Source organism: Gracilibacillus salinarum (assembly GCF_022919575.1).
GTDB classification, from domain to species: domain Bacteria; phylum Bacillota; class Bacilli; order Bacillales; family Amphibacillaceae; genus Gracilibacillus; species Gracilibacillus salinarum.
In genome coordinates this window covers 1,481,669-1,496,507 of record NZ_CP095071.1, presented here as the reverse complement: position 1 = coordinate 1,496,507, position 14,839 = coordinate 1,481,669, and the positions used below count along the sequence as shown (strand labels likewise).

Annotated in this window: 12 protein-coding genes; 10 read left to right on the top strand and 2 right to left on the bottom strand. The window is 40.0% G+C overall.

All coding sequences use genetic code 11. The features are described 5' to 3' along the window. Nucleotides 1–35: 35 nt before the first annotated feature. On the bottom strand, nucleotides 36–272 hold the full coding sequence (locus MUN87_RS07260; protein ID WP_244747041.1) for a YhdB family protein: 237 nt from the start codon (nucleotides 270–272) through the stop codon (nucleotides 36–38). A 190-nt stretch (nucleotides 273–462) separates the two neighbouring features. On the opposite strand from MUN87_RS07260, the gene MUN87_RS07255 reads away from it, so the two are divergent. The 5 genes from MUN87_RS07255 to MUN87_RS07235 all read left to right on the top strand — a co-directional run bounded on the left by MUN87_RS07255 (nucleotide 463) and on the right by MUN87_RS07235 (nucleotide 5,293). Then, entirely contained in the window at nucleotides 463–1,080 is a 618-nt protein-coding gene (locus MUN87_RS07255) for a YhcN/YlaJ family sporulation lipoprotein (RefSeq protein WP_244747040.1), read from the top strand. Between the two features lie 1,005 nt (nucleotides 1,081–2,085). Then, complete coding sequence (locus MUN87_RS07250) at nucleotides 2,086–2,724, top strand: class I SAM-dependent DNA methyltransferase (RefSeq protein WP_244747039.1); 639 nt, start codon at nucleotides 2,086–2,088, stop codon at nucleotides 2,722–2,724. A 14-nt stretch (nucleotides 2,725–2,738) separates the two neighbouring features. Beyond that, the gene (locus MUN87_RS07245; RefSeq protein WP_244747038.1) at nucleotides 2,739–3,206 is read left to right on the top strand and encodes an S-ribosylhomocysteine lyase; all 468 of its coding nucleotides are present in this window, start codon (nucleotides 2,739–2,741) and stop codon (nucleotides 3,204–3,206) included. 65 nt (nucleotides 3,207–3,271) lie between these two features. Beyond that, nucleotides 3,272–4,147, top strand: a complete 876-nt coding sequence (locus MUN87_RS07240) for a PLP-dependent cysteine synthase family protein (protein ID WP_439649665.1) — start codon at nucleotides 3,272–3,274, stop codon at nucleotides 4,145–4,147. A 12-nt stretch (nucleotides 4,148–4,159) separates the two neighbouring features. Further along, nucleotides 4,160–5,293 (top strand): bifunctional cystathionine gamma-lyase/homocysteine desulfhydrase, encoded by a 1,134-nt coding sequence (locus tag MUN87_RS07235; RefSeq protein ID WP_244747036.1) that lies wholly within the window; start codon nucleotides 4,160–4,162, stop codon nucleotides 5,291–5,293. A 789-nt stretch (nucleotides 5,294–6,082) separates the two neighbouring features. Here the strand turns inward: MUN87_RS07235 and MUN87_RS07230 are convergent. Further along, nucleotides 6,083–7,192 carry an IS110 family RNA-guided transposase gene (locus tag MUN87_RS07230; RefSeq protein ID WP_244747035.1) on the bottom strand — a complete coding sequence of 370 codons (1,110 nt, stop codon included), beginning with the start codon at nucleotides 7,190–7,192 and terminating at the stop codon, nucleotides 6,083–6,085. 409 nt (nucleotides 7,193–7,601) lie between these two features. On the opposite strand from MUN87_RS07230, the gene MUN87_RS07225 reads away from it, so the two are divergent. The 5 genes from MUN87_RS07225 to MUN87_RS07200 all read left to right on the top strand — a co-directional run bounded on the left by MUN87_RS07225 (nucleotide 7,602) and on the right by MUN87_RS07200 (nucleotide 14,728). Then, nucleotides 7,602–8,984, top strand: a complete 1,383-nt coding sequence (locus tag MUN87_RS07225; RefSeq protein ID WP_244747034.1) for a dipeptidase — start codon at nucleotides 7,602–7,604, stop codon at nucleotides 8,982–8,984. 133 nt (nucleotides 8,985–9,117) lie between these two features. Then, nucleotides 9,118–9,489 (top strand): rhodanese-like domain-containing protein, encoded by a 372-nt coding sequence (locus tag MUN87_RS07220; protein WP_244747033.1) that lies wholly within the window; start codon nucleotides 9,118–9,120, stop codon nucleotides 9,487–9,489. A gap of 107 nt (nucleotides 9,490–9,596) precedes the next feature. Continuing rightward, a complete protein-coding gene (locus MUN87_RS22360; protein ID WP_305037445.1) occupies nucleotides 9,597–10,892 on the top strand; it encodes a globin-coupled sensor protein in 1,296 nt (431 codons plus the stop codon). Nucleotides 10,893–10,969: 77 nt separating this feature from the next. Then, entirely contained in the window at nucleotides 10,970–12,388 is a 1,419-nt protein-coding gene (locus MUN87_RS07205; RefSeq protein WP_244747032.1) for a SpoVR family protein, read from the top strand. Between the two features lie 1,026 nt (nucleotides 12,389–13,414). Continuing rightward, nucleotides 13,415–14,728, top strand: coding sequence for an IS91 family transposase (locus MUN87_RS07200; protein ID WP_244747031.1), 1,314 nt, complete (start codon nucleotides 13,415–13,417; stop codon nucleotides 14,726–14,728). The last annotated feature ends 111 nt before the right edge of the window (nucleotides 14,729–14,839 follow it).

The following is a 14,839-nucleotide window of genomic DNA, read 5'->3' as shown; positions in this document are numbered from 1 at the left end:
TCGGGGTCAAAAACCCATCTGGTCAAAATCTCACTTTATTGTGTTTGAGCTAACAGCATTTGACTGACTAATGCATGGTCAATATAATGCATTAGTTCTTCATGTGTATTCATTAAATAGTCACGTGAACGGGGGTAATGGTAGGCATGTAAAAACTGCTCAATTTTCTTTGACAGCAAGTCATCATTGGTCCGTACCATTAATACTAACAAATCGTCCCATTGTCCCCACAACATATAAAACAAGGCTTTATCATAATCGATACTTGTCAAAATTCTGATCCCCCTTTTTCAATTAGAGATAGGTAACACAAAACGAGTTGGGGAATTACAAATATTATTTGCTCAAATTAGTTAAATACTCGGGTGAACTGTTGGTGTTACTGCCAAAAATTAAGCAGGATAACAAGAGACATTTCCTCCAAAACTATGGGTGATCCCATATTAAAAAGGAGGGAAAAGCATGAAGCTGTCAAAATCAGCAATGGCGCTAACATTTGCAGCTACTGTGTCACTTGTTGCTTGTGGCGCTGACGAATATGGTCAGGAAAATGGCGAATACAATGGTAATACAGTCCGTCCGATTGGCTATAATCAAACATCTAATGATCCATCTACAGATCGTGAAAATAATAATGAACAGGCCAGACAAATTAATAATAACGATAAATATATGTTTGATGACCGTACCAATCGCGGTGATAAAAAGAATGCAGATGTAAAGAATAATTATGATGTTGCAGATAAAGCAGCGGATCAGATTGCAAGTAAAATTGAAGGTATAGATCGTGCTTATGTGATTACAACCGATAATAATGCTTATGTTGCAGCAACTTGGGATAAAGAAAATAAAGGTGAATTAACCGACGAAGTAAAGGATAAAATTACAAAAACAGTTAAATCTGTCAATAAAGATATCGACAACGTCTATGTATCCACCAACCCAGATTTCTTTGAACTAGCAGGACAATATTCGAATGATTTGGAAAGTGGCCAGCCAGTAGAAGGATTCTTCGATCAAATGGGCAACATGATTGAACGAATTTTCCCTGCAAACGAAGAATACACCGATAACCGATAATAGTCTGTGTACTTCCACTTAGTTTTTTTGTAATAATCGAAGTTTGAAGTGGAGTTAGCACCGTGATAAAGTATATGCCGCATGCAATCGAGTTGACATCGATTGCATGCGTTTTTTTTGTCAGGTCAAGAAAGTAAATAAGTCTGGTCACATCAGTAATCATATGGAACATGATTAGAGTACCTATAATATGGTTTATGTCAACAAAGGCTGTATTGCAAAATGCTCATTTTGATAGATTATATCTGCTTAGCAAAGCTCCGGAAATAGGCTCCGCGTCCTGTGGGCACGACTTCAGCTAGGCTACTGCTTAAACAGCATCTTTGCTGCCTTGTGCCGAGGAAGATCACTTCGAAGCGATACTTGCAGACACAGGCACAGACTAAATGGATCTTCAGCTCGCGCTGATTCCACGGGAGTCTCCGCCTATTTCCTACGCTTAAGGGAAGTACTACAACTTATGGAACAGTTAAAAGCAGTGGTTCTAGGCATTATGTTATTCATTCAATTGTTGTTATATATATACAGTGATCAATATGCTATCTCTTACAAAAGTTGTAGAGTCCACATCCTAGCGTAGGCCAACCACGGAGACTCCCGCGGGATTGTGCAGGTGCTGGAGATCCACAACGTCTGCACCTGTGTCTTCTAGTATTGCTTCGAAGTAGGCTTCCTCGGTGCAAGGCAGCAAAGGAGTATTTCTTGTAGTAGCCTAGCTTCAGCCGTGCCCCGCAGGACGAAGTGGTTGGCCGGAGCGGTATCATACCACACATAATTTTTCAAAATGGCCACAAAGATGCTAGTTTACATAATCCACATTCTGGGAAAAGTTTTATAAATAGTGCTGAATAATTCAATAATCTTCTCTAATCATTTTTCCTGAATTTGGAGCGTGAAATAACAGTTCAGTTTTTTGCAAGAAGACGGTTTTTATGCTATATTAGTGTCAATTCCGATAAAACAGAGTAAAATAGTATGGATTAACATAAATGGAGGAATGAATCTATGGGGAGAGAATTTCTGGATGTGTTCGAAGAATGGGCTTCGTCCTATGATGAAGCCGTAACAGGACACGATCCTCAATATAGAGATGTGTTCGAACGATATGATACAATATTAGGTGAGGTAGCCCAGTTGGCAGAAGGATCTGTACTGGAATTTGGTGTTGGTACAGGGAATTTAACAGAGAAGATTATCGAAAAAGGCCAGCACGTAATTGGAATAGAACCATCAGAGCCAATGCGCGAGCTGGCAGAGAAAAAAATACCAAACCTTCCTTTATTTGAAGGGGATTTTCTATCCTTCCCAACTTTAGATGAACCAATTCATTCCATCGTTAGTACGTATGCCTTTCATCATTTAACAAAAGAGGAAAAGCAGCAAGCAATTGCTAATTTCTATTCGTTGTTAGAGGAAGGTGGTAAAGTAATCTTTGCAGATACAGTCTATGAGAATGAGCAGGCAGAACAACAAATCAAACAGGAAGCAAAAGAAAAAGGCTATCTTGATTTACTGGAAGATTTGAATCGAGAATATTATCCACAATTGCAAGAAATACGTCAGTTATTCACGGAAAGTGGCTTTCATTTTGAAGCCACACAGCGAAATAAATTCGTTTGGATTTTGGTAGCAGAAAAACAATAAGAGGAGGATATCTCATGACTAAAAAAATGAATGTAGAAAGCTTTAACTTAGACCATACGAAGGTAAAAGCGCCTTATGTCCGCTTAGTAGGTGTCACAACAGGACAAAATGGTGACAAAGTGTACAAATATGATATTCGCTTCTGCCAGCCAAATAAGGATCATATGGACATGGCAGGTTTACACTCCATTGAACATCTAATGGCAGAGAACATCCGTAATCATCTGGACAACGTGTTAGATATCGGACCAATGGGGTGCCAGACTGGCTTTTATTTAGCTGTTCTCAACAATGACAGCTTTGACGACATTACAGAAGCCTTGGAGAAGACGTTGGAAGATGTAACAAAAGCAACTGAAGTTCCTGCATGTAACGAAGTGCAATGTGGATGGGCAGCTAACCACAGCTTAGAAGGTGCAAAAGACATCGCTAGAAATATGTTAGCAGGTAAAGATGAGTGGCATATCGTTTTTGCTGAATAAGAAGAGGGAGATTACCATTGGCACTTTATAAAAATATACAAGAGCTAGTTGGAGGTACACCGTTGATGGAGTTGAGTCATTTCTCACTCCCGGACGGTGTACGACTTTTTGCAAAATTAGAATATTTCAACCCGGGTGGCAGTATTAAAGATCGCCTCGGAATCAATCTGATTCAGACAGCTATTAAATCAGGTGAATTAAAACCTGGTGGTACTATTATTGAACCAACAGCAGGAAATACCGGTATTGGCATTGCATTAGCAGCTGTAAATCAGGGTTTTCGGGTAATCTTTGTTGTTCCGGAACACTTCAGTCGGGAGAAACAGATATTAATGCGTGCATTAGGTGCAGAAATCGTACACACCCCGAAAGCTGAAGGAATGAGTGGCGCGATAGAGCGAACGAAAGAACTGTTAGCAGAAATTCCAAATAGCTATGCAGCCCAACAATTTGAAAATCAAGCGAATCCCGATACGTATTATAAAACGATTGCGCCAGAGATTGAAAAAGATTTAGGTGGTAACGTTTCTGTGTTTGTCGCTGGTGCCGGAACCGGTGGTACATTTATGGGGGCTGCCCGTTATTTCAAAGATCAGAATGCAGATACGAAGACGGTTATCGTTGAACCAGAAGGATCTGTCATTGCTGGGGGTCCAGCAGGTTCACACCGTACAGAAGGCATTGGAATGGAGTTCTTGCCAGCTTATATGGATCGTCAACTATTTGACGACATTTATACAGTGGAAGATGAGAAAGCATTTGAGATGGTGCAACTCTTAGCAAAAAAAGAAGGACTGCTTGTAGGTAGTTCTTCAGGTGCCGCGATGGTGGCTGCGTTAAAAGAAGCGGAAAAGGCAAAGCCTGGCAGTAATATCGTAACCATATTTCCAGACAGCAGTGAACGTTATTTAAGCAAAGATATTTATACGTTTGATGATTAAGGAGGTAATCAGATGAAACGAAAAACAAAAATGGTACATGGCGGTATAACCGGTGATGAAAAAACAGGCGCTGTTTCTGTACCCATTTATCAAGTAAGTACGTACCGTCAGCCTGAAGCAGGTAAACATACTGGTTATGAATACTCACGAACTGGTAACCCAACTCGACATGCATTGGAAACAGTGATTGCAGAATTGGAGAATGGTAAAGCAGGTTTTGCATTCGCCTCTGGTATGGCTGCTATAACTTCGGTGATGATGTTATTGAAATCGGGTGATCATGTTGTATTAACGGATGATGTATACGGTGGTACCTATCGCTTAACAACAAAAGTATTAGATCGAATTGAATTAGGTCATACCTTTGTAGATACGAGTGATGCAGACGCTGTAGAAGCAGCTATTCAGCCTAATTCTAAAATATTGTATATTGAAACACCAACCAATCCATTATTAAAAGTAACGGACCTTAAGAAAATGAGAGAGATTGCCGATAAGCATGATTTATTGCTCGTCGTTGATAATACTTTTGCAACGCCGTATTTCCAGACACCACTTGATGCAGGAGCGGATATCGTCTTACACAGTGCCACTAAATATATTGGTGGCCATAGTGATGTAGTGTCAGGACTTGTCGTAGTAAATGATGAATCATTAGCAGAGGAAATTCATTTTATTCAAAATTCTGTAGGAGCTGTATTAGGACCCCAAGACAGCTGGTTGTTAATGCGCGGGATTAAAACTTTAGGTCTGCGTATGGAAGCTATTGAAAAGAATGCGAACAAGATTGCAGCTTATTTAGATGAACATCCGAACGTGACAAAAGTATATTACCCTGGCTTACCTGCACATCCTGGTCATGAAACGACACAAGAGCAAGCGGAAGGATTTGGCGGAATGATCGCTTTTGACGCAGGTAGCGGAGAAAAAGCAGACCAAGTCTTGAGCAAGGTGGAATACTTCACATTAGCAGAAAGCCTAGGCGCTGTAGAAAGTCTTATCTCAATCCCTGCCCGCATGACACATGCCTCTATTCCAAAAGAGCGCCGAGAAGAACTAGGCATCACAGACGGCCTAATCCGTATCTCAGTTGGTATTGAAGATGTAGATGATCTAATAGAAGACTTAGCAAAAGGTTTAGAATAAATACAAAAAAGCACTTATCTGAAGAAGATAAGTGCTTTTTGTATGATAGGTAAACTAAATGGATCTTCAGCTCGCGCTGATTCCACGGGAGTCTCCACCTATTTCCTACGCTTATGGGAAGTGCTACAACGTATGAAACAGCTAAAAGCAGTGGTTCTAGGCATTATGTTAATCATTCAATTCCTGTTATATATGCATGCAGTTAATATACTGGCTCGGATAAAGTTGTAGAGTCCCTATCCTAGCGTAGGCCAACCACGTAGACTGATATGAACGAAACTGTCAAGTCCCTGTCGCAAACAATGGAAAGTTTCTAATTTTGGGCAACCTTAAGCTAAGAGTCCATGTTGGCTCTTTTTTTATTAAATACTATTCAATAAGCAGAGATATGCAGAATATCTCCTTCTTCTTAGCTTACCAACTTCTCCTCTCCTATCAAAAGGATTGTCAAGTGTTCTCCTTGACGATGCTTTTAATAGGAGAGACACTTATGCAAAGCTAAGAAATAATGAGATTCACCCTTCCTTTTCAGTTATAAAGGAGGTGAACACACGGCATGAAGGCAAAAATTCTCTGCTCCGATTATATCCGTGGGTTCTCACATTTTATCTTTCCGTTTCAGGATCTGTCACGAACTCCTGGCGTGCGTTCACTATTAAAACATAGCTAGCACAAGTCTACGTCGTGCGTTATCCTTTACGGTTTTTATCTTTGCCTTCAAGCCCTATATTCATTTCCTTTTATTGCAGATCACTTCTTCCTTCTATTCGCGCATGCCTACTTTAATGATTACGTAAATTCATTAGTTGGTTCGTTGGCAATTGCCCATATGAAACCTGCCAACTCTCTCCCAATAGCTGTGATAACTTTACCACTTTCTTTTCCTCGTTGCATTAGTCGGAAATACTTCTTATGCAAGCGTTGTTGGGCATTCCACGAAATAGTTGTAACATTAGCTGGTTGTCCTTTTTGTCTCTTTGCCAACTCTCCTTTCACGGCAGGTGAATAACGATAACTCCATGCAGCCTCAATCAAAAGCCTTCGAACATGTCTATTTCCTGTTCTCGTTATATTACCTTGCTTTCGTATATACCCGCTGGAACTTTCCATCGGCACCAAACCTGTGTAGGACATAAATTGGCTGGCTTTTTGAAAGCGTTCAAATGAACCGACTTCTGCCACTAAACTAGTTGCGGTGATTAAGGCTACACCTCGAAGTGACATAAGTTTTTGGATCATGGGGGCATGTACACCATTTTCGGCTTCTTCTTTAATAATCTTTTCTAATCGCTTTAATCGTTGTTGAGATTCCCTAAGTAGTTGCACATATTCTTGGAATATGCTCCTTGATGTTAATCGCTTAAATGTTAAGGTGTGAAGCCATTCCCAATATCTCACACTCCATTTTCTGACTCCTTCCGGTTCTTTTCTTCCATTTCTAAGAAGAAAATGGTTTACTCTATGTTTGGCTCTTTTTTCATCTTCCTTCACATCTTCACGTCCCCGAACTAAATCACGTAAAGCCTCATCATCTTCTGTGGGGACAAAAATCGGTGTTAATTCCCCTGCGCGATAAAGGGTTGCCAGATTTAAAGCATCTCGCTTATCGGTCTTCACCTTATTACCAGGTTTCTGAGGGATTAAGGATGGCGCAATAACTTCGCAAGGGATATCCAAATGTGTAAGCAATCGATAGAGTCCATACCCAACAGCTCCGGCCTCATAACAAACTTGAAGCTCTGCGGATTCTCCTAATTTCTTCATTATCTTATCAATGGCTTCTACTGTATAGTCAATCATCCCAATATACCTTGGTTTAGAACGTCCTTCATCCGCAACGGCTACTGCAATTTTCTCTTTCGATACGTCCAATCCTACATATTTTGTGTTATACTTCATGGTACTAGCTCCTTTCGTATTTTAGCTCTGATTTGGGTTTTCATTTCACTTACGCTATACCCGGATTAACCTTCGATAATACGAGAAGGGGCTAGTTTCGTTCATAATAACTCCCGCAGGACGCGAAGTGGTTGGCCGGAGCGGTATCCTACCACACATAATATTTCAAAATCACCACTAAGCTGCTTGTTTACATAATACATATTACAGGCAGTGGAATGTTATTTTGTTAGATAAGACCTGCTGGGGTTCCTGGCTTTTCTTATGTGCCAGAATATCCCTCCAGCATATTTCTAGTTTTAGTCAAAGCGCTGTTGCTTAGAACCGATGACCATCTACGGTAAAAACGTTTATAATGAATGAATCCCACGTTTTATGTTAAACTATCAATGGGAAACCATGGAAAGGAATGGGGCAAATGAAAGAAGTATTAGCATATTTGGAAAAACATAAAGAAACACATCTCGAAGAACTGAAGAAATTTTTACATATTCCTAGTGTAAGTACAGATTCCTCACATAAAGACGATGTGAAAAACGCGGCAGAATTCGTGGCAGATTATATAAAAGAAGCAGGCTTTGATAAAGTAGAAGTGCAGCAAACAGCAGGTCATCCTCTTGTTTATGCAGAGTGGATGGAAGCGGGGCCGGAAGCGCCAACAGTCCTTTTTTACGGGCATTACGATGTACAGCCACCGGATCCGCTGGATTTGTGGGAAAGTGAACCCTTCCAGGCTGACATAAGAGATGGACGCATTTACGCAAGAGGGGCAAGTGATGACAAAGGGCAAGTGTTTATGCATCTTGTTGTGTTAAAAGCTTTTATGAAAACAAATGGCTCCTTACCACTTAATGTGAAAGTGTGTATTGAAGGGGAAGAAGAAATTGGCAGTGCTAATTTGTACGAAATACTTCACCAGCAAAAAGAAAAATTTGCAGCAGATTTTGCTGTGATCTCTGATTCAGGGATGGTAGCAAATGATCAGCCAACCATCTTGTATGGGTTAAAAGGATTTACCGGATTAGAATTTACCTTGAAGGGACCAGATAATGATCTGCATTCAGGTCTCTACGGAGGAGCAGTGAAAAATCCAGCAATGGCAATGGCTCAGTTATTAGCGACCATGAAAGATGAGCAAGAAGTTGTGCAAGTCGCTCATTTTTATGATAAAGTTGAACCGTTGTCAGAGGAAGAGCGTACGTTAATAAAGGATGCGCCAGGTGAAGATTATCCTGCTTCTACTGGAATATCACGTACTGTATCAGAAGCAGGCTATTCGGCAAAAGAACATACAATGGCAAGACCAACATTAGAAATCAATGGCTTGTATAGTGGTTATCAAGGAGAAGGAACCAAAACAATTATCCCATCGACTGCTACCGCCAAATTGACATGCCGTCTCGTCCCAGGTCAGGATCCGACGGAAATTCAAGATTTATTGGTGAAGCATTTAGAGGAACATGTTCCGGAAGGTGTAACCCTGTCGATTAAGCGGGAACCTTTATCTGCCAAGGCATATAAAGTTGATCCAGATCATGAGTTGATTGAGAAGGCTGCTGAAAGCTTTGCGGAAACGTTTGATAAAGAAGCAGTGTATGTAAGAATGGGTGGATCGATTCCTGTTGTAGAATGGATAGATGCTATTTATCACATACCAGTTGTCTTGCTCGGATTTGGCACACCTGATGACCGGCTGCACTCACCGAATGAGAGCTTTCCGGTTGCCCATTTTGAAAAAGGGATGAATACCTTAGTTCACTATTGGCAAAAAGTAAAAGATTATCAACAATAATGATGATTCAAAAGGTTGACAATATACTAACGCAGGTATAACCTGTTAACAGGCTTTGTCACTCACTTATAGAAGTAATATAGGACAGACGTCAATTCTGAGCTTCATCATGGAAAATGGAGGATGCTATAACATGTCGATCTTTTGGATGGCAGTCATCATAGCTTTGCTAGTGATTGCGCGAATGATTTATACACGATATGCGCCGATTTCAGGAGTGCCGTGTGTGGATCCGAAAAAGCAGCAAAACAATCAAACCATCACTTTAGATATTAGAGACTACCAGGAAGCAGATAATGATAAGTTTGATGATGCGCTTGTTATTCCCATTGCTTATTTAAAAAGGTATTATCACGAAATTCCATCACGATCTATTTACATCGTGGCATCCAGCCATTTAGAAAAAAATATAGCTATTCGCTTTCTTAAGCATAAAGGATTCCATATTATCGGATATACGCTTACAACCTGTAAGTGTAAAGATAAAGTAACGGGATTGGTATAAATGACCAAATAACCTATACAAAAGTACTAACTTTTGTGTAGGTTATTTTATTTAATCTAAAAGTACTATAAAATGTAATAAAATAACAACAAAAGGAGTCCTTTATCATGGCAATTTTGTTTAAGAAGCGAGATAAGGTTTCAACACATTTGGAAATAGATCCATCTAATGCTCTGTTAGATGTGGAAAGTGGCAGTGAATTGGAAAAGCAAATCCAAATCATAAACTTAACTGAATTGGATTTAGCGGTATTACAGCAAATAAAACCATGGTTAGATGAACGAATAGACGAGATTGTGCATGAATTTTACCGGAATTTATTCTATGAAGACTCTTTGGTAGCTATTATTGAAACAAATAGTTCTGTTGAAAAGTTACAACAATCGTTAAAGCCTCATATTAAGGAAATGTTTAATGGAATTATCGATTCGACCTATTGTGAGAAACGTGTACGAATTGCGGAAGTACATTATCACATTGGTCTAGAGCCCAAATGGTATTTGGCTGCATTTCAAGGGCTGCAGAACCAGCTATTAATTATTTTGCAAGAAGAGATTACCGATAGAACATTTTTTCATCAGGCTGTTTTAGCAACCGGAAAAATTATCAGTCTAGAACAGCAATTGGTATTATACGCCTATCAAGTAAAAATACAAGATGTACACGAACAGCAAGAGATAGAAAAGCAACGTATTCGTGATAAGATACAGGAAACATCGGAACGTATAGCTGCTATTTTTCAATCTTCCAAATCGTCTGCTGCATCCTTGTCACAGCAAGTAGAGACGATTCTGAAATATGCACAGGAAGGAACGATTACATCAGAACACGTAGAGAGTTCATCGATTGACCGAAGGAACGACCTGCAATCACAAGAGGTGCAAATCGGCCAGATTGAGGAAAAAATGCACGGAATCAAACGGGAAAGTACAAGCCTTTCTGACATCTCTAATCAAATTGAAACGATTGTAAACATGGTGACTGATATTGCAGAACAGACTAATCTGCTTGCATTGAATGCAGCAATTGAAGCTGCTCGGGCAGGGGAGGAAGGGAAAGGTTTTGCGGTGGTTGCTGATGAAGTCCGAAAACTTGCAGAACAGACAAAGCAATCTGTTAGTAATGTAACAGGGCTTATAGATAAAACCAATACACAGGTTGCCAAAGTAACCAATTATGTAGATGAGGTGCAGCTGTCAGTAACTAACAGTAGCGATAACATGAAACAGATCTCACGCTTTTTTGAAGAATTAATGGTGAATATGCACGATGCAAAAGGACATAACAATACAATCGAAACCGAAATTGAACAATTCGCGCAGCAATTGGACAGCGTCAATCAAAGTTTTGAGAAGATATCCATCACTATAGAGGAACTGATGGAAATGACAGCAGAAAAGTGAAAAACCGGACATCCATTTTAGTAATGGGTGTCCTATTTTTATTTGCCAACTCATATAGTGTAGTGGAGGTGTTTCGTTTGAAAGTAGATGAAAGAAAAAAACTAGAAAAAGCAATTCAGGAAATTACCGAAATTGCCGAAGGATTTGGCCTCGACTTTTATCCAATGCGCTATGAAATATGCCCACCTGAAATTCTATATACGTTTGGCGCTTATGGAATGCCGACCAGGTTTTCGCATTGGAGCTTTGGGAAACAATTTCACCGAATGAAACTTCAAAATGATCTTGGTTTAAGTAAGATTTATGAATTGGTGATTAATTCTAATCCATGCTATGCATTTTTGCTCCACTCCAATAGTCTGGTTCAAAATAAATTGATTGTCGCACACGTGTTAGCACATTGTGATTTCTTTAAAAATAATGTTCGTTTTCAGAATACGAAACGAGATATGGTCGAAAGTATGGCTGCGACTGCCGATCGTGTCGCCAAATATGAAAAACAATATGGAATTAAAGAAGTGGAAAAGTTTCTGGATGCCGTGCTGGCCATACAGGAACATATTGATCCAACCCTTTTAAAGGCACGACTGGATTGGCAAAAGGACGATGATGAAGAAACACCAAAACAGGCCAGACGAACAGAATTTGATGATTTATGGGAATTGGATGGACCAGTATCTTCGAAATCAGATCAATCGATAAGAAAGAAAAAGCCTTTTCCGCCGAAACCAGAAAAAGATATCCTATTATTTATCGAACAACATAGTCGTGAGCTGGATGATTGGCAACGCGATATTTTAACCATGATGCGCGAAGAAATGCTTTATTTCTGGCCACAACTAGAAACAAAGATTATGAATGAAGGATGGGCGACATTCTGGCATCAACGGATTATGCGAGAATTAGACTTGTCGAGTGATGAAACCGTAGAATTCGCCTCATTAAATGCTAGTGTTGTTCAGCCATCAACTACCCAAATCAATCCATATTATCTAGGGGTTAAGATGTTTGAGGATATTGAAGAGCGTTATAATAATCCCACAGAAGAAATGAAACGCTTTGGTGTAGAAGCTGGCACAGGCCGTGAAAAAATCTTTGAGGTAAGAGAAATAGAATCAGATATTTCTTTTATGCGGAATTATTTAACGAAAGACCTAGTGGAACGCGAGGATATGTATCTTTTTCAGAAGCAAGGCCATCAATACAAAATCGTCGATAAACAATGGGAAGATGTCAGGGATCAATTGATTTCGAGCAGGTTGAATGGTGGTTTTCCATATTTAACAGTAGTGAATGGTGATTACTTACGAAATGGTGAGTTATACCTCCGTCATCATTTTGAAGGAGTGGAACTGGATGTCCGTTATTTAGAGAAAACACTTCCGTATATTTATCAATTGTGGGGAAGAGATGTTCATATAGAAACAATAATGGAAGAGAAGGAATGCTTATTTTCTTGTAATGGTGCGAAAGTATTAAAAAAATATTTATCCTAGAAAAAACGAAGCCAGGCGATGATGTCATTGCCTGGTTTTCTAATAAGTCAAGAAAGGAAAGTATAAATTTTGGGCTATATGATGTTCGCTGACAGAAACGGCCACGTCCGGCTCCAGCGCCCAGAGACTAGGCGACTTCGCGAAATCGCCCTACGATAAGTCATCATCGGTTCGCAAGCTCACCGTGATTCCTTTATCTCAGTTGATTCGCTCCACTCGCTACGTCTCTATACGGGCGCTTGCGCCTTTGTTCTAAGCAAAGAAAGTATATATGTACAGTCGCAGAAGTAATCATGCTGAATAGGAAGACAGGTTCTTATAATATAGATTATGTTAACAAAGGCTGTATTTCAGAATGATCATTTTGATATATTTTATCTGCGTTGCAAAGCTCCGGAAATAGGCTCCGCGTCCTGTGGGCACGGCTTCAGCTAGGCTACTACTTGAACAGCATCTTTGCTGCCTTGTGCCGAGGAAGCTTACCTCGAAGCGATACTAGAAGACACAGGCACAAATGAAGTGGATCTTCAGCTCGCGCTGATTCCACGGGAGTCTCCGCCTATTTCCTGCGCTTGAGGGAAGTACTACATCATATGAAACAGCTAAAAGCAGTGGATCTAGGCATTATGTTATTCATTCAATTGCTGTTATATATATACAGTGATCAATATGCTATCTCTTACAAAAGTTGTAGAGCCCATATCCTAGCGTAGGCCAACCACGGAGACTCCCGCGGGACAGGCAGGCGCTGAAGATCCACTTTGTGAAGTGCCTTTCTTCACAAAGTTAGCTTCAGCCGTGCCCCGCAGGACGCGGAGTGGTTGGACGGAGCGGTATCCCAGCACATGAATCATTTCAAAATTACCACTAAGCATAAAGCGGCTAGTTTACATAATCCATATTATAGGAAGTTGTTTATTGATTAAGTCAATTAGGACAGGGTGGTTTATCCCGGTTTTTCTAATAAGTAAAGAAAGTATATAATCCGCGGTATCAAAGGATTTTGAACTGTGATAAGGTGTTTGTATGGAGACAAATATACTAAAAGAAATGCTATTTGATGATCATCAACATTGGGAAACCTTCAAGGAAACGTATGGAGATAGAATCCGCCCTGTCGTGATCAAGGAGGTAGAAAAATTTAGAGACTGTGGGGATATGAAAAAAGGATTTAAGCTCTTTGTTTGTGAAGGTTGCCATGAGACAAAGCACGTTCCCTATCGATGTAAAGGACGCTTCTGTACGACTTGTGCTGTGGGGGAAAGTGAAGAGTGGAGTCGTTTATTAAGCGAAGATGTGTACCAAGTGAACCATCGCCATGTGATTCTCACTATTGATGAAGATTTACGAGATATATTCCTGTTGCACCGAGAGTTGTTAAAACCATTGATGGACGAAGGGGTACGATTGATTCGTGAATTCTTTGAAGAAAAAAGCAAGGTAACTCCCGGCATTATCGCTGGACTCCATACGTTTGGTTCCACATTGAATTTCAATCCACATGTACATATGTTAGTAACCATGGGCGGGATAACGAAACGGGGAGCGTGGAAAGTGTATGACTATATTCCTTATACAAGGTTACGAAAGCAATGGCAAACTGTTGTGTTAAAAATGATTCGTGCTTATTTGTCTCCAAAAGAAAAGAAGAAAGTCCAAGGACGATTACAGAAGGCGTATCGTGCTAATGGAGATGGTTTTTATGTGTACGCACCGAAAAATCGAGGAAATGTAACCGAACAGTTACGCTATATCGGTCGTTATATGCGACGACCTGCGATTGGTCTGAACCGGATTGTGGCATATGATGGTGATTTTGTGACGTTTACATATATGGATAAGAAAACAGGGGAAGAAGAAACCGAAACCATGATGGTAGAAGAGTTCATCAAGTGTCTCATTCGGCATATTCCGGATGAACAATTTAAAGTCATTCGTCATTATGGCATCTATTCACGCAGAAGTAAATCTATATGTAGAAAGCTTATCGAAAAGTGGCAGGAGAGAGTGAATCGCATCCTCTTGAAAGTAAAAAAGACCCTTCGTCGTCAAACATGGAGAGAGCGCGTAATCGCTAGTGGTGGGAAAGACCCTATGGTTTGTCGTCATTGTGATAATTATTATGAATATATGGGAGAAGTATGTCTCGATAACGAGCAGTTAGACATAAAAGTAGCCATCAATCAAGAAGCCCAAGCCTATTTAGAAAGGATGATACGTTATCTCACGAGTACCGAAAAACCAAAAAAAGAAAAAACAGAAGAAACAAAAAGGAAGAGATCATTTACAGCCATCCAAAAGCCAACAAGCCGTCAACTATCATTGTTTGACTTGTCATGAAGAAGAAAAAATCCCGTACAGTGTGGTACGAGATTTCGATATCATGGATGGAGGAGATCCAAGTGTTCCCCCACAGTTTAGTTGTGAAAAGTGCGGAGGAGAAATGTATCC

What these genes read in the sequence shown, in the direction of transcription:
- MUN87_RS07255 (WP_244747040.1), top strand. Translation starts at nt 463, where the DNA reads ATGAAGCTGTCAAAATCAGCAATGGCGCTAACATTTGCAGCTACTGTG.
- MUN87_RS07250 (WP_244747039.1), top strand. Translation starts at nt 2,086, where the DNA reads ATGGGGAGAGAATTTCTGGATGTGTTCGAAGAATGGGCTTCGTCCTAT.
- MUN87_RS07245 (WP_244747038.1), top strand. Translation starts at nt 2,739, where the DNA reads ATGACTAAAAAAATGAATGTAGAAAGCTTTAACTTAGACCATACGAAG.
- MUN87_RS07240 (WP_439649665.1), top strand. Translation starts at nt 3,272, where the DNA reads ATGGAGTTGAGTCATTTCTCACTCCCGGACGGTGTACGACTTTTTGCA.
- MUN87_RS07235 (WP_244747036.1), top strand. Translation starts at nt 4,160, where the DNA reads ATGAAACGAAAAACAAAAATGGTACATGGCGGTATAACCGGTGATGAA.
- MUN87_RS07230 (WP_244747035.1), bottom strand. Translation starts at nt 7,192, where the DNA reads ATGAAGTATAACACAAAATATGTAGGATTGGACGTATCGAAAGAGAAA.
- MUN87_RS07225 (WP_244747034.1), top strand. Translation starts at nt 7,602, where the DNA reads ATGGGGCAAATGAAAGAAGTATTAGCATATTTGGAAAAACATAAAGAA.
- MUN87_RS07220 (WP_244747033.1), top strand. Translation starts at nt 9,118, where the DNA reads ATGTCGATCTTTTGGATGGCAGTCATCATAGCTTTGCTAGTGATTGCG.
- MUN87_RS22360 (WP_305037445.1), top strand. Translation starts at nt 9,597, where the DNA reads ATGGCAATTTTGTTTAAGAAGCGAGATAAGGTTTCAACACATTTGGAA.
- MUN87_RS07200 (WP_244747031.1), top strand. Translation starts at nt 13,415, where the DNA reads ATGGAGACAAATATACTAAAAGAAATGCTATTTGATGATCATCAACAT.